We start from the raw sequence: 23,353 nt of genomic DNA on the forward strand, positions 1-23,353 counted from the left end.
CCCCAGCGCGGCTTTTGCTCCACGCAGTTCGCGACCAAGCCCCCGCCACGAGGGGCTCAGCCGTTGGCCGGAATCCTCACAGTTCCGAGCGAATGCGCTCGCGCAGCGCCTGCAGATCCTTGGCAAACGCATCGATGCCGGTCGCCAGCTTCTCGGTCGCCATCGGATCGGCCGCCAGGTCGGCTGCGAACTTCGCGGCATCGATCGGGGCCACCGTCGCGCCATCCGCCGCACCGGCCACCAGCTTGCGCGGCAGCTCGCCGTGGTCGGCGTCCAGCTTCTCCAGCAGGTCCGGCGAAATCGTCAGGCGGTCGCAGCCGGCCAGCGCTTCGATCTGCGCGGTCGAACGGAACGAGGCGCCCATCACCACCGTCGGCGAACCGCGGCGCTTGAATTCGGCATACACGCCACGCACGAACTTCACGCCCGGGTCTTCATCGATGTTGGCCGGCGTCTGGCCGTTGGCCACGTACCAGTCCAGGATGCGGCCGACGAACGGCGAGATCAGGAACGCGCCGGCTTCGCTGCAGGCCAGCGCCTGGGTCGGGTTGAAGATCAGGGTCAGGTTGCAGTCGATGCCCTCGGCCTGCAGGATGCGCGCGGCTTCCACGCCTTCCCAGGTCGCGGCGATCTTGATCAGGATCTTCTCGCGCGGCACGCCGGCATCGGCGTACATCTGGATGAACTGGCGGGCCTTGGCCACGGTGGCAGCGGTGTCGTGGGCCTGGTCGGCATCCACTTCGGTGGACACGCGGCCCGGCACCAGCGTGCTCAGCAGCGCGCCGACGCCGATGGTCAGGCGGTCGGCCACGGCGTGCACCACCGCTTCGCGGTCGCCACTCTGCTGGCGGCCCCAGGCCAGTTCGCGTTCGATCAACTCGGCATAGACCGGCAGGTCCAGCGCCTTCTTCACCAGGGTCGGGTTGGTGGTGCAGTCCACCGGCTGCAGGCGCTTGATCGCCTCGTAGTCACCGGTATCGGCAACGACCACGGACAGTTCGCGCAGCTGGGACAGTTTGGACGGGGTACTCATTACGGCTCCTGGTGCAGGGGGATCGAATCGCGCGCGGTGCGCAGCGGTAATCAGGGGCGGTCGTTGTGGACCGCGGTCACGCGCAGGCGCAGCTTGCGGCCGCCGGGCGCGTTCCAGTCGATGCTCTGGCCGATCGAAAGGCCGAGCAGGGCACTGCCGACCGGGGCCAGCACGGAAACCTTGCCTTCATCGACGTTGGCTTCGCGGGGGAAGACCAGGGTCAGGACGTGCTTCTCGCCCGACACTTCATCTTCGCACTCCACGCGCGAATGCATCATGACGATGCCTTCGGGAATCTGGTCCGGTGCCAGCACGGTGGCACGGTTGAGTTCTTCAGCAAGCGCGAGCGCGGCAGGCGTCTGGCTCAGCGCAGGGGATTCGAGCATGGCGTCCAGGCGGTCCATGTCGAAGGTAGAAACGGTGATCGACGGCGGCAGGCCGCTGGCGGTACTCATGGTGAAGCTCCTTGGTTGAAAGCCATGCAAAAGGCGGCACCTGCTGGCGCCGCCTGTCTGTATTGTGGGGACAAATGCGGCCGGAATCGACTCCTGCCGATTCCAGGCCGGTGTTGCGGGGGTTCAGCCGTTCAGCGCGGGGCCGGGCAGGGCGGGTGCATCGCTGGCGGCATTGAGCGCCTCCAGCGTGAACAGCGCCTGCGGCAGGCGCTTGAACTGGTCGGCCAGCTCCATCAGGAAGTCGTTCATGGCCGAGCTGCGCCGCCAGATCATGGCGATGCGGCGGCTGGGACGACCTTCGCCGGTGAAATCGAGCAGGCGGATGTTGTTCGAGCGCGGCACCGGCGGCTGCACCGACAGGCTCGGCAGCAGGGTGATGCCGACGTCGGCGGCGACCATCTGCCGCAGCGTTTCCAGGCTGGTGGCGCGGAACTCGGACTTCTCGTTGGCACCGAACAGGCGGCAGACTTCAAGCGCCTGGTCGCGCAGGCAATGGCCATCTTCCAGCAGCAGCAGCTTCTGCGTGGCCAGTTCCTGCACGTCCAGGTGTTCGCGACGGGCCAACGGGTGGCGCCCGGACACGGCCAGCAGGAACGGTTCCTCGAACAGGAACTCGGCATGCAGCTGGTCGTCGATCACCGGCAGGGCCAGCAGTGCAGCGTCTAGCTTGCCTTCGCGCAGGCGATCCAGCAGCACATCGCTCTTTTCCTCGACCAGCAGCAGTTCCAGCTCCGGGAAGCGATCGCGGATGCGTGGAATCACATGCGGCAGCAGGTACGGGCCGAGGGTCGGGAAGATCCCCAGGCGCACCGTACCGGCTTCCGGATCGCGGCTGCGTCGCGCCGCTTCCTTCAGCTGTTCCACTTCGGACACGATCACCCGTGCCCGTGCCGCCGCTTCCTGCCCGGCCGGGGTCAGCATCACCTTGCGCGGTGCGCGTTCCACCAGCGGCAGGCCCAGCTCTTCTTCCAGCTTGCGGATCTGCGTCGACAGCGTGGGCTGGCTGACGAAGCAGGAGGCGGCAGCCCGGCCGAAATGCTTGTGGTCGGCCAGGGCTACCAGGTACTTCAGATCACGTAGGTTCATCCTTACACCCCAGGGGTAACGGACCGGCTGACGGCGTGGTTACCCGACAGGCAGACAATGTTCCCGGTGATCTGGGAACGGTGGATCAGGCTGCTTCAGCAACGGCACCGCTGCTGCTGCTCACCGACGAGCGGATCAGGTGGTCGAACGCGCTCAGTGCGGCGGTGGAACCGGCGCCCATGGCGATGATGATCTGCTTGTAGGGTACCGTCGTGCAATCGCCAGCAGCGAACACGCCCGGCAGGTTGGTCTGGCCGCGGTCGTCGATGACGACCTCGCCACGCGGCGACAACGCCACCACATCCTTCAGCCACTCGGTGTTGGGCAGCAGGCCGATCTGCACGAAGATGCCTTCCAGCTCGACGCGGTGGGCATCACCGCCGACGCGGTCCTTGTAGACCAGGCCGGTGACACGGCTGCCGTCGCCCAGCACTTCGGTGGTCTGTGCGCTGGTCAGCACGGTGACGTTGGCCAGGCTGCGCAGCTTCTTCTGCAGCACTTCATCGGCGCGCAGGCTGGAATCGAACTCCAGCAGGGTTACATGCGACACGATGCCGGCCAGGTCGATGGCCGCTTCCACGCCGGAGTTGCCGCCGCCGATCACCGCCACGCGCTTGCCCTTGAACAGCGGGCCATCGCAGTGCGGGCAGTAGGCCACGCCCTTGTTACGGTACTGGTCTTCGCCCGGCACGTTCATCTGCCGCCAGCGCGCGCCGGTGGACAGGATCACCGAGCGCGACTTCAGCACCGCGCCGTTCTCCAGCTGCACCTGCACCAGGCCGTCTTCGCCGGCCGGCACCAGCGCACTGGCGCGCTGCAGGTTCATGATGTCCACCTCGTACTCGCGCACGTGCTGTTCCAGCGCCGTGGCCAGCTTCGGGCCTTCGGTCTCCTTCACCGAAATGAAGTTCTCGATCGCCATGGTGTCCAGCACCTGGCCACCGAAACGCTCGGCGGCGATGCCGGTGCGGATGCCCTTGCGTGCAGCATAGATCGCCGCTGCCGCGCCGGCCGGGCCACCGCCCACCACCAGCACGTCGAAGGCGTCCTTGGCGGCGATCTTCTCGGCATCGCGCTTGCTGGCATTGGTGTCCAGCTTGGCCACGATCTGCTCGAGGGTCATGCGGCCCTGGTCGAAGACTTCACCGTTGAGGTACACGGTCGGCACCGACATGATCTCGCGCTGCTCGACTTCGTCCTGGAACAGGGCACCGTCGACGGCCACGTGCTGGATGCGCGGGTTGAGTACCGCGGCCAGGTTCAGTGCCTGCACCACGTCCGGGCAGTTCTGGCAGGACAGCGAGAAGTAGGTTTCGAACTTGTATTCACCTTCCAGGTTCTGCACCTGCTCGATCAGCTCGGCGGTGGCCTTGGACGGGTGGCCGCCGACCTGCAGCAGCGCCAGCACCAGCGAGGTGAACTCGTGGCCCATCGGCAGGCCGGCGAAGGTCAGGTGGATGTCCTGGCCCGGGGTGCCCAGGTCGAAGGACGGCACGCGGCCCTGGCCATCGCGCAGCACCTGCAGCGAGATCTTGTCCGACAGGCTTTCCAGGGTCTGCAGCAGTTCCAGCATTTCCTGCGACTTGGCGCCGTCGTCGGCGTGCGCGGTGATCTGGATCGGGCGGGTCACGCGCTCCAGATAGGTCTTCAGCTGCGACTGCAGGTTGGCGTCCAACATCGGGTCATCTCCTGGCTTCAGGCAAACAGGGGGCGTGGCACCGCTGTAGAAGGTAGCGGACCAGCAGGGGGTAGGGGTGAACCCAAGACAGCGACCGTGGAAGGGGCTGGCTGGCCAAGGCGGGCGAGCGTTGGCTGTCTTGGGTTCACCCCCACGCCGGCGGGGGGACCGGCACGGGGATGAAGGGCGCGCCGTGGCGTGGGGCCACGGCAGGCCGGTACTGCCTTAGATCTTGCCGACCAGGTCCAGCGACGGGGTCAGGGTCTTCTCGCCTTCCTTCCACTTGGCCGGGCAGACCTGGTTCGGGTTGGCGGCGGTGAACTGGGCAGCCTTCAGCTTGCGCAGGGTCTCGGCGACGTCACGGGCGATCTCGTTGGAGTGGATCTCCAGGGTCTTGATCACGCCTTCCGGGTTGATGATGAAGGTGCCGCGCAGGGCCAGGCCTTCTTCTTCAATGTGCACGCCGAAGGCGCGGGTCAGCTGGTGGGTCGGGTCGCCGACCAGCGGGAACTGGGCCTTGCCGACGGCCGGCGAGGTTTCGTGCCACACCTTGTGCGAGAAGTGGGTGTCGGTGGTGACGATGTAGACCTCGGCGCCGGCCTTCTTGAACTCGGCGTAGTGGTCAGCGGCGTCTTCGATCTCGGTCGGGCAGTTGAAGGTGAAGGCGGCCGGCATGAAGATCAGGACGGACCACTGGCCCTTCAGGCTGTTGTCGGAAACCTTGATGAACTCGCCATTGTGGTAAGCGTTGGCTTCGAACGGCTGGATCTGGGTGTTGATCAGGGACATCGTTTTTCCTCTGGTGAAGGGGAGTGGGTGAATCGACAGGAGCTAGGTTACCGATTCGCTGGCGATAAGAACAATCCATTGATTGCATCTATTCGATAGATGTAGTCTATCAAAAAGCCATGAGCTGGCACTGAACCTGGACGCTCTCATCCTGCAACTGCCTGTGTGACAAGGAAAATCTTCCGGAACGGCTGAATGGGGCCAATAGCCCCTCCTTATCCCCTTCGGCGGAATCTGAACGGATTCCAGCTTTTGTAGAGCCGAGCCCATGCTCGGCTGCGGGTGGAGCAGCCGAGCATGGGCTCGGCTCTACAATTGCGGCATGTCTTTCCAACCCGAACCCTCCCTGCGCCAGATCGTGGCCGAGGCCAGTGCCCGCCTCGGCGGCGTTGAGGCCCGCCACGAGGCCGAACTACTGCTGCTGCACGTGCTGGACCGCCCGCGCAGCTGGCTGTTCGCGCATGCCACCGATCCGCTGGCCGCCGCCGACCAGGCCGCCTTCGAAGCGTTGCTGGCCCGCCGCGTGGCCGGCGAGCCGGTGGCCTACCTGACCGGCCGCCGCGGTTTCTGGACGCTGGACCTGGAGGTCGACCCGGCCACGCTGATCCCGCGGCCGGAAACCGAACTGCTGGTCGAGCTGGCGCTGGAGCGCCTGCCATCAGACCAGGCGCTGCAGCTGGCCGACCTCGGCACTGGCAGCGGTGCGATCGCTCTGGCGCTGGCCAGCGAACGGCCGCAGGCGCAGGTGCTGGCCACCGATGCCAGCCCGGGTGCGCTGGCCGTGGCCGCGCGCAATGCCGCCCGCCATGAACTGCGCAACGTCCGCTTCGCCGAGGGCGGGCAGGACTGGTATGCGCCGCTGCAGGGCGCGCGGTTCGACCTGATCGCCAGCAACCCGCCGTACATCGCCAGCGACGATCCGCACCTGGCACAGGGCGACCTGCGCTTCGAACCGGCCACCGCGCTGGCCTCCGGCGTGGACGGGCTGGATGACATCCGCCGCATCGTCGACGGTGGCCAGGCCCACCTGCTGCCCGGCGGTTGGCTGCTGATCGAGCACGGTTGGGACCAGGGCGTAGCGATCCGCGCGCTGTTCGACGCTGCGGGTTTTGCGGAGGTGCAGACCGCGCAGGATCTGGAGCAGCGCGACCGCATCACCCTGGGCCGGCGTCCGGCCTAGAATGGAGGTTCTCCTGCCCCGGCAGGGCATCACCCTGGAGCTGCAAGCATGCGTACGCTGTACCCCGCCATCACCCCCTACGACGTCGGCACCCTGAAGGTCGACGACCGCCACACGCTGTACTTCGAACAGTGCGGCAACCCGGATGGCAAGCCGGTGGTGATGCTGCACGGTGGTCCGGGCGGTGGTTGCAGCGACAAGATGCGCCAGTTCCACGACCCGTCCAAGTACCGCATCATCCTGTTCGACCAGCGCGGTGCCGGCCGTTCCACCCCGCACGCGGACCTGGTGGACAACACCACCTGGGACCTCGTCGCCGATATCGAGAAGCTGCGCGAGCACCTCAAGGTTGATCGCTGGCAGGTGTTCGGCGGCAGCTGGGGGTCGACCCTGGCACTGGCCTATGCCGAAACCCATCCGCAGCGCGTGACCGAACTGGTCCTGCGCGGCATCTTCATGCTGCGTCGCTGGGAGCTGGAATGGTTCTACCAGGAAGGCGCCAACCGCCTGTTCCCGGATGCGTGGGAGCATTACCTCAAGCCGATTCCTTCGGTGGAGCGTCATGACCTGATCTCGGCCTTCCACCGCCGCCTGACCAGCGACGACGAAACCACCCGCCTGGAAGCGGCCAAGGCGTGGGCGGTGTGGGAAGGCGCGACCAGCTTCCTGCACGTCGATGATGACTTCATCAACAGCCACGAAGACCCGCACTTCGCGCTGGCCTTCGCCCGCATCGAGAACCATTACTTCGTCAACGGCGGCTTCTTCGAGGTGGAAGACCAGCTGCTGCGCGACGCCCACCGCATCGCCGATATTCCGGGCGTGATCGTGCACGGCCGCTACGACGTGGTCTGCCCGCTGGCCAATGCCTGGGACCTGACCAAGGTGTGGCCGAAGGCGAAGCTGGAAATCACCCCGGCTTCGGGTCACTCGGCGTTCGAGGCCGAGAACGTGGACGCGTTGGTGCGCGCCACCGATAGCTTCGCCTGATCGTTGATTGCCCAGGGGTCGGATCCCTTTCCCGCGGAAAGGGCTCTGACCCCGAGCCGCAACCCCATCCACGCACGGCGTGGATCTACCGCAGCCCGGTAGTGCCGGCCGCTGGCCGGCAACCCGGAAACGGTTGGATCCACGCAGGCGCCGGCCAGCGGCCGGCGCTACCAATCCCCAGCCAGCAACGCGTCGGCCAGTACCTGCAGCTTTGGCGAGCATTGCCGCGAGGGCGGATAGATCAGTGACAGTGCACGGCTGCGGCCTTCAAACGGCTGCAGCACGCGCTGCAGGCGGCCATCGGCCAAGGCGTCGGCCACGGCGAAATCCATCACCTGCACGATGCCGATGCCGGCGATGGCCGCTTCCACCAGCGGATCGCCGCTGTCGAACACCATCCGCGTCGGGGGCGTGAACTCACGCAGTTGCCCGTGCTGCAGGAACTGCCAGTCCACCAGCCGGCCGCTGCGCAGGTTGCGCACCGCCAGGCAGGCATGATCCTGCAGCGCGGCCACATCGTCCGGTGCGCCACAACGGGCCAGATAGCCCGGGCTGGCCACCGTCACCCAGCGCAGCGGCCGCAAGGGCCGCGCGACGATGCGCTGGTCGGCGATGACGCCGGTGCGCAGCGCGGCATCGAAGCCTTCCTCGACCAGATCGACCAGGCGGTCGCTGAGCACCGCTTCCACCTGCAGCTGCGGATGCTGCTGCAGCAACGGCGCCAGCATCGGCACCAGCACCTTGCGCCCGAACATCGACGGCGCACTGATCTTCAACGTGCCCGAGGGCGTGCACGGGCGGTCGGCCAGTTGCCGCTCGGCATCGTCCAGGCCGGCCAGCAGCGGCGACACCTGTTCCACGAACTGGCGGCCATCCGGGGTCAGCGCCACGTTGCGGGTGTTCCGCTGCAGCAGCTTCACCCCCAGCGTGGCTTCCAGCCGCCCGATCGCGCGCGACAGGCCGGACTGGCTCAGGCCCAGTTGGCCGGCGGCCACGGTGAAACTGCGCGCTTCGGCCACCTGCACCAGCATGCGCACCGCATTGAGGTCCATCGAAGCTCCATTCATGCCGAAAATCATGACAGATATGGTCGGGGAGGGGTTTATTGATTGGCTCGCATCAATGAGACTGCGCTCCCCCACCGCGCCAGACCGCCGATGCCTCCCCTCAAATACCCGCGCTGGGCGCTGACCCTGCTGGCCACCGCCCAGCTGATCATTGCCCTGGATGCCACCATCATCTTCGTTGCCCTGCATGACATGGGCCGCGCGCTGCAGATCAACGCGCAGCAGCTGCAATGGGTGGTCAGTGCCTACACCGTGGCCTTCGGCGGCAGCCTGCTGCTGGGCGGGCGCGCCGCCGACCTGATCGGCCGCCGCCGCTTCTACCGGCTGGGCATGCTGCTGTTCGCGCTGGCCTCGCTGCTCGGTGCGCTGGCGCCGAACGCCACGCTGTTGATCATCGCGCGCGCGGCGCAGGGTATCGGTGCCGCGTTGCTGTTCCCGGCCACGCTGGCGCTGATCAACACGCTGTACGCGGAAGGCCCGGTGCGCAACCGCGCGCTGGCGATCTGGAGCATGGCCAGCGCGGTCGGCCTGGCGCTGGGCACGCTGCTCGGTGGCGTGCTGACCCAGGCGTTCGGCTGGCCGGCGGTGCTGGCGGTGATCGTGCCGCTGGCCACGGCGTGCGCGGTCGCAGCCGGTGCGTGGTTGCCGGCCGATGGTCCACGGGTGCGGGGCCGTTCATTCGATCTGGCCGGTTGCCTCACCGTCACGGCCGGCGGCAGCCTGCTGGTGACCACCCTGGTGCAAGGGCCGGAGTGGGGCTGGACGGCGCCGGCCACGCTCATCTGCCTGCTGCTTTCAGCCGTACTGTTGACGGTGTTCGTACAGATCGAAAAGCGCAGCCGTGACCCGCTGATGCAGTTTGCGCTGCTGCGCCTGCCCGGCCTGCGCGCGGCACTCGGCCTGACCTTCGCCTTCATGAGCAGCTATGGCGTGCAGTACTACTTCCTGGCGCTCTACTTCCAGGATGGCTATGGCTGGAGCCCGCTGCAGGCCGGTATGGCCTTCCTGCTGCCGACATTGGTGTGCACCTTCGGCATCCGGATTGCCGAACGCATGCTGCAGCGCCGTTCGCCACGGCAGGTGCTGGCCTGGGGCTTCGCCGCAGGTGCCGTCGGCATCGCCGCAGTGGCGCTGGCGATGCCGCATGGCGCCAGCTACTGGCCGCTGTTGCCGGGCATCGTGGTGCTCAGCGTCGGCCAGGGCATGAGCTGGACGGCGATGTGGATCGTGGCCGGGCAGGGCGTGCCGGGGCCGCAGCAAGGCGTTGCGTCCGGCATGGCGGCCACTGCCCAGCAGATCGGCGGCGCCTTGGGACTGGCGGTACTGGTGATGATCGCCAACGCTGCGCGCGGCACGCAGGCGGCAACCAGCCCGGATGCCCTGCAGGGCATGGTCAACGCACAGTACGGCGCTGCGCTGTTCGCCGCGCTCGGCGTGGTGATCGCGCTGGGCCTGCGCCCGGCGCCGGTAGACTCGGCAGCGACTGCCTGCCTGAGCACCGACGGCTGATCGAACTGCTGGACCTGCAACAGACCCTGCATGCCTTCGCTGCCTGCAACGATGACGATGCGGTGTGGAATGCCTTCGGCTGGGTGATGGCGAGCGACGAGGACCTGCTGGCGGCACGGTTGTGGTTGCCGTCATCCAGTGATGAAGCGCTGGATGACGACGGCGAGCGGTCGGCCGCTTCGGCAGCGATGGGGCTGTTCCCGTATCTTGAGCCGGCCACGTTTGCCGACGTGCTGGATGTGCAGAAGCGGCAACGCCCGCTGTCGTCGCTGCAGGACTACGCGCAGGCGCTGGCCTACTACGCCGAGTACGACGCATTCCAGCAGGTCGAGGGTATCGACGAGGCCCTGGGCGAAGCGGGTGCTGAAGCACTGGCGGCGGCGCGCGAGGCAGGGGTGGGCGAAGGCATCTTCGCTTCGTTCGACCTGTGCCTGGTGGCGTGCCCGGCAGACCAGCTGAAGGCCGCTGCGCAGCGCGTGGCGCGCCTGCTGGAGATGCCGGTGGGCGAGGCGCTGGCGTGCTGCCGCGCGTTGCCGCTGGTGCTGGGTGAAGCGCTGGATCGTCGCCGTGCGCAGGCGATCAAGGATCAGTTCGAAGCGATCGGTGCGACCGTGCAGGTGCACGGGTTCAAGCCGTTCCCGTGGATGGATGCGCCCGAATTGCGGTAGTGCCGGCCGCTGGCCGGCAACCCCGGGTCCGTTGAATCATTGCAGTTGCCGGCCAGCGGCCGGCACTACCAAGCCTGGGTAAATCACCCGGCGGCCAGCAGCTGCGGTTGCAGCGCGCCGAAGATCCGCGCCAGCCGCTCCGCCCATGCCTGCTGCCCGGCGGCATCGGCGATCAGGTCCTGGCGGATCTCCAGTTCCACATGCACCAGCCCGCGGCCTTCGCCATGCACCGGGACCGCGTAGTCGCTGGAGCTGCTGACCGAATACGGTTCGTTGTCGCCCACCACCAGGTCGCCTTCATCGCGCAGTGCCTGCAGCAGTGCATGCGCGAACCGCGTGTCCTGGTGGTACAGCACGCCGGCATGCCACGGCCGCTGCATGCCGTTCATCGTTGGCGTGAAGCTGTGCATCATCACCAGCAGGGTGGGGCGACGGGCATCGCGGCGTGCGTCCAGTTCCGCGTCGATGCGTGCGTGGTACGGCGCGTGGATCGCATCGATGCGCTGTTGCCGCTGCGCCGCCGACAGCCCGGCATTGCCCGGGACCACGGTGTGGTCGCTCACGTCCGGAATCAGCGTGGGCGAGGCCAGTGGGCGGTTGCAGTCGATCAGCAGCCGCGAATAGGTCTGTTCGATTGCCCAGGCATCCAGCCGTTCGGCCAGTGCGCGGGTGGTGCCGGCAATGCCGATGTCCCAGCCGATGTGGCGATCCAGTTCGACCTGCGGCAAGCCCAGGCCGGCGAGGGCACGCGGCACCTGCTGGCCGGCGTGGTCGGCCAGCAGCAGGTACGGCGACGCGCCCTGCGCCCGGTGGATCGCGTAGATTGCCGGATCATCGGCGCCAAGCAGCGCCGGCAGTGCATGCAGGTCGGCGTCAGCCACGCGGGCGCCCGTCCAGGTGGTGCTCGATCATCCACAGGCCGGCCCACAGCTTGGCATCCAGCTCGTAGCCTTCGCCCATCTTCTGCACCAGCCACGCCGCCGCCTGCGCGCGCGGAATCTCGTGCACGGTGATGTCTTCGCTGTCATCGCCGCCACCTTCGCCGATCCGGCGCAGGCCGGTGGCGCGTACGAAGGCGATCTTCTCGCTGCTGGCACCGGAAGACGTCGGGCCGATCATCAGCACTTCGGCGTGATCGGCGGTCCAGCCGGTTTCTTCTTCCAGTTCGCGCACGGCCGAGACTTCGATCGACTCGCCGGCATCGATGTCGCCGACCAGGCCGGCCGGCATCTCGATGGTCGGGGCCTGCAACGGCACGCGGAACTGTTCGACGAACAGCACGTTGTCCTCGGGGGTGACGGCGATGATGATCGCCGCCAGGCCACCGGCGTGGGTGCGTTCGCTGTATTCCCAGGTGCCGCGCACCAGCATGCGCTGGTACTTGCCTTCATAGACGACGCGCGGGGCTTCGGTGTTGCGCTGGCTCATGCGGGCTCGCTGTGGGTGGGAAGAGGGTCGGCCACGCCGGCGGCATCGAACAGCCGGCGGCGGGTCATCGGGCCGAAGCGCAGGGTCTGGCACAGGCCGCCGAGCAGCTCCGGGTCGGCGGCTTGGCGCAGCAGCCCAGGCTGGCTGCCCTCCAGCGGCGCGTCCAGCGCGATGGTGGTCAGCTGGCGCCAGAGCTGGGCGTGCTCGCGCTGCTCGCGCAGGCGCACCGCCATCTGTGCGGCGCCGCGCAGGCGCAGGAACGGCACTTCGTCCAGGCGTTCGTACAGCGCATCCATGCTGCCGAAGTGGGCCAGCAGCACGGCGGCGGACTTGCTGCCGACGCCACTGACACCGGGAATGTTGTCCACGGCGTCACCGCACAGTGCCAGGTAATCGGCGATCTGGTGCGCGTGCACGCCGTGTCGCGCCTTTACGCCCGCGACGTCCCAGCGTTGGTTGCGCGCGTAGTCCCACTGCTCGTCGTGGTCGAGCAGCAGCTGCGACAGGTCCTTGTCGGCGGAGATGATCACCCCGCGATGGCTGCCACGGTGCACGTGCAGCGCACTGCCGATCAGGTCGTCGGCCTCGTACTCGTGGTGGGCCAGGACGGCCAGGCCGAGTGCCGCGCACAAGGCCTTGCAGTGCACGAACTGGCGCTTGAGCGCTTCCGGCGCCGGGTCACGGTTGGCCTTGTAGGCCGGATACAGGCGATGGCGGAAGCCGCTGTCCAGTGCTTCGTCGAAGGCGATGGCGATGTGCTGCGGACGCTCGCGTTCGAGCAGATCGAGCAGGAAGCGGGCGAAGCCGTGCACGGCGTTGGTCGGCCAGCCCTGCGCGTCCTGGAACTGGTCTGGCAGCGAATGCCAGGCGCGGAACACGTAGATGCTGGCATCAACCAGGTACAGCGACGGCGGCGGAGCCGGCAGGGTCATGCCGGCGGCGTCCAGTCACGCAGCAGGGCCACCGGGTCGGGGCGCTCGCGCTCGGGCACGGCGGCCTTGGGTGTACCGATGTGGATGAAACCGGCAATGCCTTCGCCCTCGGACAGCCCCAGATGGGCGTGCACGGCCGGATCGAAGGCCATCCAGGCGGTCAGCCACTGCGCGCCGAAGCCCAGCGCCTGCGCGGCCTGCAGCAATGCGAAGCAGACGCAGCCGGCGGTCATCAGCTGTTCCTGCTCGGGCACCTTCGGGTCCGGACGCGGGCTGGCCACCACCACGATCACCAGCGGTGCATGGCTGAAACGCTGGCGGTCCTTCTCGAACACCGCCTCGCCAGCCTGCGGGTCGCGCTGGCGGCTTCGCTCGGCCAGGAAGTCGCCCAGAGTGTGACGTGCATCGCCGGCGATCTTCAGGAGGCGGAAGGGCACGCGCTTGCCGTGGTCGGGCACACGCACCGCCGAGGCCAGCATCCGCTGCAGGGTGGCCGGGTCCGGTCCAGGCTCGCCCAGTTGCCGCGAGGGCACTGAGCGGCGGGCATCCAGGGCGAGCAGGGCGGCGGGGTCGGGCATGGAGTCTGAACCGGTCATCACGGGTATTTGATTATAGTCGGGGTGGTCAAAGACGCCGTTTGTGTCGCGTCCGGACCTTGAATATCAAACTGTGATGAACGTCATGCCACTGGCGGGAAACGGACGACCGCTTCCCCTCGCCTCGCAGGCCTTGCACGGCTTACGATATCTATCTTGCCGGGCCGCCGGTCATGAGGTTTGAAGTGAGGACTGTTTCACTGTCCGCGACGGGCTGGCCGGCCTACCATCGACATACCGGTACATGGGGTGTACCGGTCGTCGCGATGTCCATGCTGTCTGTCGTACCAGAGAAGGTGGGGAGCCTTCCCGAATGATGAGCGTGCCCACACCGATGGGATCGCCGGGGCGTGACCCGGCCCAGCTCCAGCGTGCCCGGGACATGGTCCTGCCGGCGCTGTGCCAGGCGTTCGGGGCCGCACTGGCGCGCTTCGACGATGCCCTGTTCGACCGCGCCGGCAATGCTGGCTCGTCGCAGCTGCTGTTCCTGGATGCAATGCGCGAACTGCGCCGCCGCCGCGAGGACATCGCCGCCGCCTTCGCCGGCCACCTGCAGCGGGCCTGGGAGGCGCTGGCCAGCGGTGAACCGTTGTCGGCCGAAGCGACCCTGTCCGGTCCGGCCGAGGACGGCCTGAGCCTGCTGGCGGAACACGTGCTGGAATCGCGGCTGGCGGTACGCAACTTCGCCACCGTGCTGCTGCGCGACTTCAAGCCGGTGCTGGCGCGCCTCGACCGTCGCCTGGGCCGGTTGATCGGCGGCGCTGAACTGGATGCCGATCGCAATCCGATCAGCCCCGAGCATCTGGGTGTTGCCATCCATGAAGCCTTTGCCGGCTGCGAACTGGCCCCGGAAGTGCACCTGGTGCTGATCAAGCTGTGCGAGCGTGACCTGCGTGTGCCGGTGGGCCGTATTTACGAGAAGCTCGACGAACAACTGGCCGCGGCCGGGGTGATGTCGCAGATGGGGACGCCGCAGCGTCCGCTGTCGGCTGCGCCCGACCCGCGCATGGCCTCGGGCCTGGACGATCTGGTGGAGCAGCGCCAGAGCGCGGGCTTCGACAGCGAATTCGGCGATGAGGAACAGGCCGCACCGGCCTGGGCGCAGCGCTTCGCCGCGCGCTGGTCCGAGCGTCGTGGCCACATGCAGCAGCACCTGCCGGGCGAAGACGGTGGCAGCAGCGAGGCGTATGCGGGCCAGCAGGGGATGCTGCTGGAAGCACTGCATGAGCTGCTGCAGCAGACCCGTCATGTCCGCGAAGACGCCACCTCGGCCGCGCAGGTCGCGGTTGGCCAGCACCGCCCGTTGAGCCAGCGCGAGATGATGTCGGTGCTGTCGCTGCTGCAGGCCACGCCCAGCGCGACCCTGCGTGCGGCGATCGGCGAGGACGGCGAATCACTGGCGCAGCGGCTGAAGAGCGAAGTGCTGTCCAGCGCCACCCGCCTCGGCGTCGATCCGGGCCAGACCCGGCTGGACCCGCAGGACGAAGATGCGATCGATCTGGTCGGCATGCTGTTCGACGTGATGCTGGACGAACGCGAACTGGAAGGTCGCTCGCGCGAGCTGATCGGCCGCCTGGTCGTGCCCTTCGTCAAGGTCGCGATGCTCGACCGCCGCATGTTCGTGCAGAAGACCCACCCGGCCCGCAAGCTGCTCAACTCGCTGGCCGAAGCCTGCGAGGGCAATACCGGCGAAAGCCAGGCCGAGCGCATGCTGATGGCCAAGGTCGAGGAGATCATCGAACGCCTGGTGGCCGAGTTCAACGAGAACCTGGCGATCTTCCTGACCCTGGAAGAAGAGTTCCGCGAATTCCTTGTGCAGCATCGCCGCCGCGTGGAAATCGCCGAGCGTCGCGCCGCTGAAACGCAGCGCGGCCAGGAAAAGCTGGAAATGGCCCGCACCCGTGCCGGCGCCGAACTGGATCGCCGCATCGGTGACGCGACCCTGCCGCCGGCCATCGCCGAGTTCCTGCGCCAGCCGTGGCAGCACCACCTGACCCTGGCGCTGCTGCGCGAGGGCGAGGAGGGCGCGTCGGTGACCGAAGCGCTGAGCCTGGGCGACGGTCTGCTTGAGGAAGTGGCCGAGGCCCGCCGCCAGATCGTCGGCAAGCCGTGGTTGCAGGCCTGGCAGCCGGTGCTGAGCAAGGTCTTCGCCAGTGTCGGCGTGCACGGTGATGCCGCTACCGGCGCCATTGACGCCCTGCACGACACCCTGCAGGGTATTGCTGAATCGCGGCCGGAACTGCAGCGCGCGTTGCCGGAACTGCCGCAGGTCGCATTGCCGGCACCGCCAGTCGCTGAATCGCCGGCGGTGGAGTTGAGCGGGCAGATCGATGCCGATGACTTCGACAACGCCGACGCCGACCGCTTCCGCCGCATGGAAATCGGCAACTGGCTGGACTTCGTCGACAAGGACGGCAAGGTGCAGGCCGGCAAGCTGTCCTGGGTCAGCCCGATCTCCTCGCGCCTGCTGTTCGTCAACCGCCGTGGCGTACGCTTCTGCGTGGCCTCGCCCGAAGAACTGGCGGTGATGGTGCGGCTGGGCCGCCTGCGTGCCCACGTGGATGACGGTGCCTTCGACAGCGCCATGCAGGGCGTGATCGATCGGCTGGACCCGGGCAGCGCAACACTGCACTGAGCCGTGACTGCCTGCTAGGATCGGGAAAACTCACCGATCAGCGGGGACCTGCATGGCCGTGGCGTTGCTGGGGATCAAGGAGACCGCGCCGGGCGAACGGCGCGTGGCACTGACGCCGGAGACCGCGCGCAAGCTCGGTGCCTTGGGCATCACCGTCTGGTATGAGGCCGGCGCCGGTCTGGCCGCCGGCTTCACCGATGCCGCCTATGACGATGCCGGTGCACGCGTTTTCGATGAAGGTCGCTGGGCCGAGATCGATATCCTGCTGTGCGTGCAGGCACCGCCGGTGGCGGTGCTGGAGCAGCTCAAGCCCGCTGCCAGCGTGGTCGGCCTGCTGACCCCGGCCAGCGATCCGGCACTTGCGGCGTTGGCCGCTGGCGACCGCCTGCACCTGTTCCCACTGCAGCAGCTGCCGCGCACCACGCGCGCGCAGGCGATGGACGTGCTCAGTTCGCAGGCCGGCATGGCCGGCTACAAGGCGGCGCTGATCGCGGCCGAGCGCGCGCCGCGATTCTTCCCGATGCTGACCACCGCGGCCGGTACCGTACGTCCAGCCAAGGTTCTGGTGATCGGTGCTGGCGTGGCTGGCCTGCAGGCCATCGCCACCGCACGTCGTCTCGGCGCACAGGTGGAGGGCTTTGATGTGCGTCCGGAAACCCGTGAGCAGATCCAGTCGCTGGGCGCACGCTTCCTCGATCTCGGGGTGAGTGCAGCGGGCGAGGGCGGCTATGCGCGCGCACTGACCGATGAGGAACGTGCCGAGCAGCAGCGCCGGCTGGCCGATCACCTGCGCAGCGTGGATGTGGTGATCTGTACCGCCGCCGTGCCGGGGCGCCCGGCGCCGACCATCGTGACTGCCGCGATGGTGGACGGCATGGCCACCGGCAGCGTGATCGTGGACCTGGCGGCGGAGAGCGGCGGCAACTGCGCATTGACCCAGCCGGGGCAGTGCATCGAGCACCAGGGCGTGACCATCGACGGCCCGCTGGGCCTGGCCAGCCGCGGCGCGACCCAGGCCAGCGAGATGTATGCGCGCAACCTGCTCAACTTCGTCGCTTTGTTCGTGCGCGAGGGCCAGCTGGGTTTCGACTGGGAAGACGAGCTGCTGGCGAAGACGCGCTGGCAGGCGTGAGTGACATGGGGTCAGATCCCTTAGCCGCAGGCTAAGGGATCTGACCCCGGTTCCCGGAATCTGCCAGGGGTCGGATCCCTTTGCGTCAGCAAAGGGCTCTGACCCCGTTCCTCGCGGCGTTACCGCGGCTTCGCCGGCGGCGGGTTGTCGCGCACCCAGTCCCTGCGCTGTTCCGGCGTCATCTGCGACCAGCGCTCGCGCAGGGCGTCGCGCTGTTCCGGCGGCATGTCCCGCATCTGCCCGAACAGGGCACGTGCCTGCTCGCGCTGTTCCGGGTTCATGTGCTCGAAGCGGCGCAGGCCACGGCGGGCCTTGTCGCGCTCCTCCGGGCTCATCGACTGCCAGCGCTGGCCATGCGAGAGCATGCGCTGGCGCTGGCCGGCATCGGCGCTGTTCCAGCGGTCGCGCAGCGGCGCCAGCAGGGATTCGCGCTGCGCTTCGCTCAGGTGTTCCCACGCCGGCAGCGGTGCGGCTGGCGCGGGGCGGGCGGCCGGGCCGGATGCGGTGCTCTGCGCCAGCGCCGGAACGGCCGGCAGCAGCGCCAGGGTCAACAACAGTGGCAGGGTATGCAGTCGGGACATGGTTCACTCCATCGCCAGGTCGGTATCGCCCAGCCACAGGTACAGATCGGGATTTTCGTCGTACAGCGCGCTGTTGTCTTCCACCGAGGCCAGCACCGGTGCCGGCGCCGGGCCCGTCAGGGTGCCGTGGCCGCTGAACTGCAGGCCGACCCCCAATGCCACCACCAGCGAACAGGCACTGGCCAGCCACCAGCGCCAGCGCCCGCGATGGACAGCCGTGGCGCCGTGGCGAGCCTGGCGCAGCCGGGCCAGCGTTGCCGGCGACAGCGCCTGCAGCGACTGCGCGTGCAGGCTGCGCAAGGTGTCATCGGAAGGCAGGGAGCGGTTCACGGGTGGTTCTCCAGGTAATCCTGCAGCGCTTGGCGGGCGCGTGCCAGATGGGTTTTTACCGCGCCTTCGCTGCAGCCCATGGCGCGGGCGGTGGTCGCCCCGTCCAGGTCCTGCAGCACGCGCAGGGTGAAGGCCTCGCGCTGGCGGGCGGGCAGGCGGCGCAACGCGTCCACCAGCTGCTGGTACTGCTGGCGCTGTTCATGCGCCTGCGCCGGGTCCGGGCCAGGGTCGGCCCAGTCGATCTCGCCGCCTTCCGCGTCCTGGTTGTCGCGCCAGAACGGCAGGCGGAAGCGGCGCCGGCGCTGCAGGTCGATCACCCGCCGGCGCAGGATGCTCCAGAACAGCGGCGCCCATTCGGCAGCCGGCTTGTCGGCGTAGTCCAGCATGCGCAGCAGCGCGTCCTGCACCGCATCCATGGCGTCTTCGCGCTGCCGCAGGCCGGCCTCGGCGAAGCGGAACGCACGCGGGCCGACGCTGGCCAGGAACGCTTCCAGCGACGCCGGCAGGGCATCGGTCTCGGCGCTCGGGGGGACGGGGCTGCTCACCAGCACAGGGTACGGTTCCTCGCTCGGGCTCACCATCGACAACGCGTGAGCGCCGCCGCGGTTGACGCCGGGTGCGCGCGGGTTCAGCCCGTGGTTATGATGGGGCGACGAAGACTGAGCGGGAGCGTTGCCAGTGAGTGACGGGTTCGTGGCGCTGTACATCTTCATGCTGGCGGCCATCGCCGGCCACGTGATCATTTCGCGGGTGCCGGTGATCCTGCATACCCCGCTGATGTCGGGCTCCAACTTCATCCACGGCATCGTGCTGATCGGTGCGATGGTGGTGCTGGGGCACGCGCAGACACCGCTGGAGAAAGCCCTGGGCTTCCTCGCGGTGGTGCTCGGTGCCGGCAACGCCGCCGGTGGCTACGTGGTCACCGCGCGCATGCTGGAAATGTTCAAGCCGAGCGCGCCCAAGGGCGGCAAGGACGAGCCGAAGGAGCCGCAGGCTTGAACATCAGCACCGTCGAACTTCTCGATTGGCTGGTCAAGGCCAGCTACCTCGTCGCCGCCACGCTGTTCCTGCTGGGCCTGCAGCGCATGGCCTCGCCGCTGACCGCGCGCAGTGGCATCCGCTGGGCCGGGCTGGGCATGCTGCTGGCCACGGCGGCGACCTTCTTCCTGCCCGAACTGCACAACGTGCCGCTGATCCTGGTGGCACTGCTGCTGGGCGCGGGCCTGGCCTGGTGGTCGGCGGGCAAGGTCGCCATCACCGACATGCCGCAGATGGTGGCGCTGTACAACGGCATGGGCGGCGGCTCGGCGGCGGCGATCGGCGCGGTGGAACTGCTGCGCTACGCCTTTCTCGCCAACCGTGATACCAGCCACTGGAGCGCACAGGCGCTGGCCGACCTGGCCGCGCGCCAGCCGTCGGGCACGGTGCTGCTGCTGGCGGTGGTCGGCGCGGCGATCGGTGCGGTGTCGCTGTCCGGCTCGGTGATCGCCTGGGCCAAGCTCGATGGCCGCCTGGACAAGCGCGTGACCTGGCCCGGCCAGCAGGTGATGAACCTGGTGGTGGCACTGGCGGTGGTGGTGCTGGCGATCATCGCGGCCAGCACGCTCAGCACCTGGGCGATCGTCGCCTTCTTCGTGCTGGCGCTGGCACTGGGCGTGCTGATGACGCTGCCGATCGGTGGCGCCGACATGCCGGTGGTGATCTCGCTGTACAACGCGTTCACCGGCCTGGCGGTGTCGTTCGAAGGTTACGTGCTGGGCAACGAGGCGCTGATCATCGCCGGTATGATGGTCGGCGCGGCGGGCATCCTGCTGACCCGGCTGATGGCCAAGGCGATGAACCGGCCGATCCGCAACGTGCTGTTCTCCAACTTCGGCGGCGGCGCCGGCGGGGAAGCGCAGGCGATCACTGGCGCGCAGAAGCCGATCGAAGCCTCCGACGTTGCCGCGATGATGGCCTACGCCGAACGCGTGGTGATCGTGCCCGGCTATGGCATGGCGGTGGCGCAGGCCCAGCACAAGATCTGGGAGCTGGCGCAGCGGCTGGGCCAGCGCGGGGTGAAGGTGAAGTTCGCCATTCACCCGGTGGCCGGGCGCATGCCCGGGCACATGAACGTGCTGCTGGCCGAGGCTGGCGTGCCTTACGACCTGATCGCCGACATGGACGACATCAATCCGGAATTCGCCAACACCGATGTGGTGCTGGTGATCGGGGCCAACGACGTGGTCAATCCGGTGGCACGCACCGACCCGGCCAGCCCGATCTACGGCATGCCGGTGCTGGACGTGGTCAACGCGCGCAACGTGGTGGTGATCAAGCGCGGCAAGGGCACGGGCTTTGCGGGCATCGAGAATGCGCTGTTCTACGCCGACAACACCCGCATGCTGTACGGCGATGGCGCCGAAGCGGCGGCATCGCTGGTGAGCGAACTGAAGGCGCTCGACGGCGGGCATTGAGGCCCGGGGTCGGATCCCTTTCCGCAGGAAAGGGCTCTGACCCCTTTGCCGGCCAACGACCGGCACTACCCCCATCCACGCATGGTAGCTGCATTGGCAGGTGCGGACCTTGGTCCGCACGTCTCTGCCGGCCAGCGGCCGGCACTACCCCCATCCACGCATGGTAGGTGCACTGGCAGGTGCGGACCTTGGTCCGCACGCCTCTGCCGGCCCGCGGCCGGCACTACCTGCCGGTGGGCTCAGCGCGCCAGCCAGGCGCCCACGGCCAGGCCCAGGGCCAGCCACAGCCATTCCATCGCGCCGTTGGCGAGGCTGATCAGGGTCCAGGCCAGGTGCGGGCCCATCCGCATCGTGGCGTCCCACAGGTCCAGCCCGATCGAGCCGCCCATCCAGGCGCTGGCGATGGTCCAGTTGGCCACGGCGGCCACCAGCACGGTGCCCAGCACGACCAGGGCGATGCGCAGCCGGCCCGGGCCCAGCGTGCCCATGCGCAGCATGAACACCAGTTCCAGGGCGGTCAGTACCGCCATCCAGCCGACCTGCCGGCCGGTCATCAGCGCCAGCATCATCCAGGCGAGGGGAGCAACAAGCAGACCCAGCAACAGCATGATGGGCCAGAGCCAGGTCACGGTCCTGGCACGCGCGGCATTGGAGGACATCGAAGCTCCCTGAAGATCACCCACAGGATACTGTGGTTTGCCGCAGTGCACCGGCGGCGGCAGGGCGGCTGGGCTAGAATGCCGTCTTGCGTGGCCTTGGCCACGGCCCCATATCGGTCCCCATGTATTCCCGTAGCAGCGAACCTGTCCACTTCGAACGCGATTGCGAGGCCGTGATGGTCCCGCAGGGCGACACCGTGACCCTGCCCGCCGGCAGCTATGGGTACATCACCCAGGCGCTGGGTGGCAGTTATTCGGTGTTCGTCGAGGGCAACCTGTTCCGCATCGCCGGCAAGGACGGCGACGCCATCGGCAAGGAGGCACCGGCACCGCTCGAGCTGCCGGCCGACGCCACCGATGAACAGGTGGAGCAGCTGGTGTGGCAGCAACTGCGGACCTGCTTCGATCCGGAAATTCCGGTGAACATCGTCGAACTGGGCCTGGTCTACGAGGTCGAGATCAAGCACCTGGACGAAGGCAAGCGCGAGATCGACGTGAAGATGACCCTGACCGCGCCGGGCTGCGGCATGGGCGAGATCCTGGTCGACGATGTGCGCAGCAAGCTTGAAATGATCCCGACGGTGGCCGAGGCCGACGTCGACCTGGTGTTCGACCCGCCGTGGAACCAGCACATGATGTCCGAGGCGGCCCGGCTCGAGACCGGCATGCTTTGACCCACGGCCCGCAGTGACGCGGGCCGGGCACTACCCGCAACCAGAACAGGAAATCTCCGGTGTCCCAGTCCATTCCCAGCTTCGCCGTCACCCGTTCGGACCACCCGCGCAGCGCTGAAGAGCGCGCCCAGATCCTGGAGAAGCCGGGTTTCGGCCTGCACTTCACCGACCACATGGTGGAAGTGCGCTGGGACAAGGACACCGGCTGGCACAACGCCAACGTGCGCGCCTACGGTCCGCTGCAGCTGGACCCGGCCGCGGCCGTGCTGCACTACGGCCAGGAAATCTTCGAGGGCATCAAGGCCTACCGCCATGCCGACGGTTCGATCTGGACCTTCCGCCCGGATGCCAACGGCCGTCGCCTGCAGCGTTCGGCGCAGCGCCTGGCGCTGCCGGAACTGCCGGTGGAGATCTTCGTCGAATCGCTGAAGCAGCTGATCGCCGTCGACAGCGCCTGGGTGCCGTCGGCCGATGAGTCGAGCCTGTACTTCCGTCCGTTCATGATTGGCGACGAAGCCTTCCTCGGCGTGCGTGGCGCGCACAAGGCCGGCTACTACGTCATCGCCAGCCCGGCCGGCCCGTACTTCGCCAAGGGCGTCGCCCCGGTGTCGATCTGGCTGTCGACCGAGTACGCACGTGCGGCCAAGGGCGGCACCGGCGCTGCCAAGTGCGGTGGCAACTACGCCGCGTCGCTGCTGCCGCAGCAGAAGGCGCAGGCGCAGGGCTGCTCGCAGGTGCTGTTCCTCGACCCGGTCGAGGGCAAGTACCTGGAAGAACTGGGTGGCATGAACGTGTTCCTGGTCTACAAGGACGGCACGCTGGTTACCCCGCAGCTGTCGGGCAGCATCCTCGAAGGCATCACCCGCGAGAGCATCCTGCAGCTGGCCCGCGACCGCGGCATGAAGGTCGAAGAGCGCAAGGTCAGCATCGATGAGTGGAAGCAGGGCGTGGCCTCCGGCGAGATCACCGAAGTGTTCGCCTGCGGCACCGCTGCAGTGGTCACCCCGATCGGCCAGCTGAAGGGCGAGGGTTTCTCGGTGGGCGACATCAACGCGCCGGCCGGCGAAGTGACCATGTCGCTGCGCAAGGAACTGACCGACATCCAGTACGGCCGCCTGCCGGACCGCCACAACTGGCTGGTCAAGCTGGGCTGATCGCCCGCGCCTGATTGTAGAGCCGAGCCCGCGCTCGGCTGCTCTTCCGGAAAGCCCGTCCCAGTGACGGGCTTTCTGCGTTCTGGTCAGACGGTTGGGGTCAGATCCCTTTTCCCACGGAAAAGGGATCTGACCCCGGATCAGCGGACGCCGATGTCGGCAAAGTCATCGCAGGACACGTGATGACCCAGTCAGGTGCGTGCAGGGCAGGAGAAAGTTCCTTCACCTTCACAAACCCTCGACCCGAAAAGTCTCAGAACGAACATTTCATCTTGCTGAAAAGACGCTGAAAATCTTGTGGTGTCCGGTTTTGGTCATTAG

At 67.8% G+C, this 23,353-nt stretch carries 24 protein-coding genes; 10 read left to right on the top strand and 14 right to left on the bottom strand.

Annotated features, from left to right (window positions below; all coding sequences use genetic code 11):
- Positions 1-76: 76 nt before the first annotated feature.
- The 5 genes from N5D91_RS18155 to ahpC all read right to left on the bottom strand — a co-directional run bounded on the left by N5D91_RS18155 (position 77) and on the right by ahpC (position 5,041).
- Entirely contained in the window at positions 77-1,033 is a 957-nt protein-coding gene (locus N5D91_RS18155) for a transaldolase (protein ID WP_153856334.1), read from the bottom strand.
- 50 nt (positions 1,034-1,083) lie between these two features.
- Complete coding sequence (rnk, locus tag N5D91_RS18160; RefSeq protein ID WP_005408156.1) at positions 1,084-1,488, bottom strand: nucleoside diphosphate kinase regulator; 405 nt, start codon at positions 1,486-1,488, stop codon at positions 1,084-1,086.
- A gap of 123 nt (positions 1,489-1,611) precedes the next feature.
- Positions 1,612-2,574 carry a LysR substrate-binding domain-containing protein gene (locus tag N5D91_RS18165; RefSeq protein WP_094000372.1) on the bottom strand — a complete coding sequence of 321 codons (963 nt, stop codon included), beginning with the start codon at positions 2,572-2,574 and terminating at the stop codon, positions 1,612-1,614.
- 85 nt (positions 2,575-2,659) lie between these two features.
- The gene (gene ahpF, locus N5D91_RS18170) at positions 2,660-4,252 is read right to left on the bottom strand and encodes an alkyl hydroperoxide reductase subunit F (RefSeq protein ID WP_180854776.1); all 1,593 of its coding nucleotides are present in this window, start codon (positions 4,250-4,252) and stop codon (positions 2,660-2,662) included.
- 225 nt (positions 4,253-4,477) lie between these two features.
- Positions 4,478-5,041, bottom strand: a complete 564-nt coding sequence (gene ahpC, locus N5D91_RS18175) for an alkyl hydroperoxide reductase subunit C (protein WP_014036055.1) — start codon at positions 5,039-5,041, stop codon at positions 4,478-4,480.
- A 322-nt stretch (positions 5,042-5,363) separates the two neighbouring features.
- Here ahpC and prmC point away from each other — a divergent pair, with 322 nt between their 5' ends.
- Both prmC and pip read left to right on the top strand, forming a co-directional pair.
- On the top strand, positions 5,364-6,221 hold the full coding sequence (gene prmC / locus N5D91_RS18180; protein ID WP_180854775.1) for a peptide chain release factor N(5)-glutamine methyltransferase: 858 nt from the start codon (positions 5,364-5,366) through the stop codon (positions 6,219-6,221).
- 48 nt (positions 6,222-6,269) lie between these two features.
- Positions 6,270-7,211, top strand: coding sequence for a prolyl aminopeptidase (pip, locus tag N5D91_RS18185; protein WP_014646006.1), 942 nt, complete (start codon positions 6,270-6,272; stop codon positions 7,209-7,211).
- Positions 7,212-7,378: 167 nt separating this feature from the next.
- Here the strand turns inward: pip and N5D91_RS18190 are convergent, their stop codons facing one another.
- Positions 7,379-8,263: a LysR family transcriptional regulator gene (locus N5D91_RS18190; protein WP_110711101.1), complete on the bottom strand. Its 885-nt coding sequence runs from the start codon at positions 8,261-8,263 to the stop codon at positions 7,379-7,381.
- A gap of 105 nt (positions 8,264-8,368) precedes the next feature.
- Between N5D91_RS18190 and N5D91_RS18195 the strand changes: the two genes are divergently transcribed.
- Both N5D91_RS18195 and N5D91_RS18200 read left to right on the top strand, forming a co-directional pair.
- Positions 8,369-9,787, top strand: a complete 1,419-nt coding sequence (locus tag N5D91_RS18195; RefSeq protein WP_180854774.1) for an MFS transporter — start codon at positions 8,369-8,371, stop codon at positions 9,785-9,787.
- Positions 9,788-9,849: 62 nt separating this feature from the next.
- Complete coding sequence (locus N5D91_RS18200) at positions 9,850-10,455, top strand: hypothetical protein (RefSeq protein WP_279922721.1); 606 nt, start codon at positions 9,850-9,852, stop codon at positions 10,453-10,455.
- An 83-nt stretch (positions 10,456-10,538) separates the two neighbouring features.
- On the opposite strand, the gene N5D91_RS18205 is transcribed toward N5D91_RS18200, so the two are convergent.
- Genes N5D91_RS18205 through N5D91_RS18220 form a run of 4 tightly spaced genes read right to left on the bottom strand, consistent with a single transcriptional unit; the run spans position 10,539 to position 13,393 of the window.
- The gene (locus N5D91_RS18205) at positions 10,539-11,336 is read right to left on the bottom strand and encodes an N-formylglutamate amidohydrolase (RefSeq protein ID WP_180854773.1); all 798 of its coding nucleotides are present in this window, start codon (positions 11,334-11,336) and stop codon (positions 10,539-10,541) included.
- Positions 11,329-11,883, bottom strand: coding sequence for an NUDIX hydrolase (locus tag N5D91_RS18210; protein WP_110711105.1), 555 nt, complete (start codon positions 11,881-11,883; stop codon positions 11,329-11,331). The genes N5D91_RS18205 and N5D91_RS18210 overlap by 8 nt, the downstream gene beginning before the upstream one ends.
- Positions 11,880-12,815 carry a 5'-3' exonuclease H3TH domain-containing protein gene (locus N5D91_RS18215; protein ID WP_153856338.1) on the bottom strand — a complete coding sequence of 312 codons (936 nt, stop codon included), beginning with the start codon at positions 12,813-12,815 and terminating at the stop codon, positions 11,880-11,882. Before N5D91_RS18215 ends, N5D91_RS18210 begins: the two co-directional genes overlap by 4 nt.
- Entirely contained in the window at positions 12,812-13,393 is a 582-nt protein-coding gene (locus tag N5D91_RS18220; RefSeq protein ID WP_180854772.1) for a nitroreductase, read from the bottom strand. Before N5D91_RS18220 ends, N5D91_RS18215 begins: the two co-directional genes overlap by 4 nt.
- 331 nt (positions 13,394-13,724) lie before the next feature.
- Here N5D91_RS18220 and N5D91_RS18225 point away from each other — a divergent pair, with 331 nt between their 5' ends.
- Together N5D91_RS18225 and N5D91_RS18230 are read left to right on the top strand one after the other, a co-directional pair.
- Positions 13,725-16,046 carry a DUF1631 domain-containing protein gene (locus tag N5D91_RS18225; protein ID WP_110711107.1) on the top strand — a complete coding sequence of 774 codons (2,322 nt, stop codon included), beginning with the start codon at positions 13,725-13,727 and terminating at the stop codon, positions 16,044-16,046.
- Between the two features lie 52 nt (positions 16,047-16,098).
- Complete coding sequence (locus N5D91_RS18230; RefSeq protein WP_180854771.1) at positions 16,099-17,178, top strand: NAD(P) transhydrogenase subunit alpha; 1,080 nt, start codon at positions 16,099-16,101, stop codon at positions 17,176-17,178.
- A 119-nt stretch (positions 17,179-17,297) separates the two neighbouring features.
- Here N5D91_RS18230 and N5D91_RS18235 read toward each other — a convergent pair whose 3' ends face one another.
- From N5D91_RS18235 to N5D91_RS18245, 3 genes are read right to left on the bottom strand one after another with little or no spacing between them, the layout of a single operon-like run.
- A complete protein-coding gene (locus N5D91_RS18235) occupies positions 17,298-17,759 on the bottom strand; it encodes a DUF3106 domain-containing protein (RefSeq protein WP_180854770.1) in 462 nt (153 codons plus the stop codon).
- A 3-nt stretch (positions 17,760-17,762) separates the two neighbouring features.
- Positions 17,763-18,089, bottom strand: coding sequence for a hypothetical protein (locus N5D91_RS18240; protein WP_110711110.1), 327 nt, complete (start codon positions 18,087-18,089; stop codon positions 17,763-17,765).
- Positions 18,086-18,670 carry an RNA polymerase sigma factor gene (locus N5D91_RS18245; RefSeq protein WP_110711111.1) on the bottom strand — a complete coding sequence of 195 codons (585 nt, stop codon included), beginning with the start codon at positions 18,668-18,670 and terminating at the stop codon, positions 18,086-18,088. The genes N5D91_RS18240 and N5D91_RS18245 overlap by 4 nt, the downstream gene beginning before the upstream one ends.
- Before the next feature lie 97 nt (positions 18,671-18,767).
- Between N5D91_RS18245 and N5D91_RS18250 the strand changes: the two genes are divergently transcribed.
- Positions 18,768-19,088, top strand: coding sequence for an NAD(P) transhydrogenase subunit alpha (locus N5D91_RS18250; protein WP_005408173.1), 321 nt, complete (start codon positions 18,768-18,770; stop codon positions 19,086-19,088).
- A complete protein-coding gene (locus N5D91_RS18255) occupies positions 19,085-20,545 on the top strand; it encodes an NAD(P)(+) transhydrogenase (Re/Si-specific) subunit beta (protein ID WP_153856339.1) in 1,461 nt (486 codons plus the stop codon). Before N5D91_RS18250 ends, N5D91_RS18255 begins: the two co-directional genes overlap by 4 nt.
- Positions 20,546-20,784: 239 nt before the next feature.
- Here the strand turns inward: N5D91_RS18255 and N5D91_RS18260 are convergent, their stop codons facing one another.
- Entirely contained in the window at positions 20,785-21,204 is a 420-nt protein-coding gene (locus N5D91_RS18260; protein WP_110711114.1) for a hypothetical protein, read from the bottom strand.
- A gap of 122 nt (positions 21,205-21,326) precedes the next feature.
- Between N5D91_RS18260 and sufT the strand changes: the two genes are divergently transcribed.
- Both sufT and N5D91_RS18270 read left to right on the top strand, forming a co-directional pair.
- Positions 21,327-21,878 (top strand): putative Fe-S cluster assembly protein SufT, encoded by a 552-nt coding sequence (sufT, locus tag N5D91_RS18265; RefSeq protein WP_005415385.1) that lies wholly within the window; start codon positions 21,327-21,329, stop codon positions 21,876-21,878.
- A gap of 59 nt (positions 21,879-21,937) precedes the next feature.
- Positions 21,938-23,032: a branched-chain amino acid aminotransferase gene (locus tag N5D91_RS18270; protein ID WP_110711115.1), complete on the top strand. Its 1,095-nt coding sequence runs from the start codon at positions 21,938-21,940 to the stop codon at positions 23,030-23,032.
- The last annotated feature ends 321 nt before the right edge of the window (positions 23,033-23,353 follow it).

The organism is Stenotrophomonas sp. GD03794, from assembly GCF_029842145.1.
Classification (GTDB): Bacteria; Pseudomonadota; Gammaproteobacteria; order Xanthomonadales; family Xanthomonadaceae; genus Stenotrophomonas; species Stenotrophomonas riyadhensis.

What these genes read in the sequence shown, in the direction of transcription:
- N5D91_RS18165 (WP_094000372.1), bottom strand. Translation starts at nt 2,574, where the DNA reads ATGAACCTACGTGATCTGAAGTACCTGGTAGCCCTGGCCGACCACAAG.
- sufT (WP_005415385.1), top strand. Translation starts at nt 21,327, where the DNA reads ATGTATTCCCGTAGCAGCGAACCTGTCCACTTCGAACGCGATTGCGAG.
- N5D91_RS18225 (WP_110711107.1), top strand. Translation starts at nt 13,725, where the DNA reads ATGATGAGCGTGCCCACACCGATGGGATCGCCGGGGCGTGACCCGGCC.
- N5D91_RS18195 (WP_180854774.1), top strand. Translation starts at nt 8,369, where the DNA reads ATGCCTCCCCTCAAATACCCGCGCTGGGCGCTGACCCTGCTGGCCACC.
- rnk (WP_005408156.1), bottom strand. Translation starts at nt 1,488, where the DNA reads ATGAGTACCGCCAGCGGCCTGCCGCCGTCGATCACCGTTTCTACCTTC.
- N5D91_RS18230 (WP_180854771.1), top strand. Translation starts at nt 16,099, where the DNA reads ATGGCCGTGGCGTTGCTGGGGATCAAGGAGACCGCGCCGGGCGAACGG.
- pip (WP_014646006.1), top strand. Translation starts at nt 6,270, where the DNA reads ATGCGTACGCTGTACCCCGCCATCACCCCCTACGACGTCGGCACCCTG.
- N5D91_RS18155 (WP_153856334.1), bottom strand. Translation starts at nt 1,033, where the DNA reads ATGAGTACCCCGTCCAAACTGTCCCAGCTGCGCGAACTGTCCGTGGTC.
- prmC (WP_180854775.1), top strand. Translation starts at nt 5,364, where the DNA reads ATGTCTTTCCAACCCGAACCCTCCCTGCGCCAGATCGTGGCCGAGGCC.
- N5D91_RS18210 (WP_110711105.1), bottom strand. Translation starts at nt 11,883, where the DNA reads ATGAGCCAGCGCAACACCGAAGCCCCGCGCGTCGTCTATGAAGGCAAG.
- N5D91_RS18190 (WP_110711101.1), bottom strand. Translation starts at nt 8,263, where the DNA reads ATGGACCTCAATGCGGTGCGCATGCTGGTGCAGGTGGCCGAAGCGCGC.
- ahpF (WP_180854776.1), bottom strand. Translation starts at nt 4,252, where the DNA reads ATGTTGGACGCCAACCTGCAGTCGCAGCTGAAGACCTATCTGGAGCGC.
- N5D91_RS18245 (WP_110711111.1), bottom strand. Translation starts at nt 18,670, where the DNA reads ATGGTGAGCCCGAGCGAGGAACCGTACCCTGTGCTGGTGAGCAGCCCC.
- N5D91_RS18260 (WP_110711114.1), bottom strand. Translation starts at nt 21,204, where the DNA reads ATGTCCTCCAATGCCGCGCGTGCCAGGACCGTGACCTGGCTCTGGCCC.
- N5D91_RS18220 (WP_180854772.1), bottom strand. Translation starts at nt 13,393, where the DNA reads ATGCCCGACCCCGCCGCCCTGCTCGCCCTGGATGCCCGCCGCTCAGTG.
- ahpC (WP_014036055.1), bottom strand. Translation starts at nt 5,041, where the DNA reads ATGTCCCTGATCAACACCCAGATCCAGCCGTTCGAAGCCAACGCTTAC.
- N5D91_RS18235 (WP_180854770.1), bottom strand. Translation starts at nt 17,759, where the DNA reads ATGTCCCGACTGCATACCCTGCCACTGTTGTTGACCCTGGCGCTGCTG.
- N5D91_RS18215 (WP_153856338.1), bottom strand. Translation starts at nt 12,815, where the DNA reads ATGACCCTGCCGGCTCCGCCGCCGTCGCTGTACCTGGTTGATGCCAGC.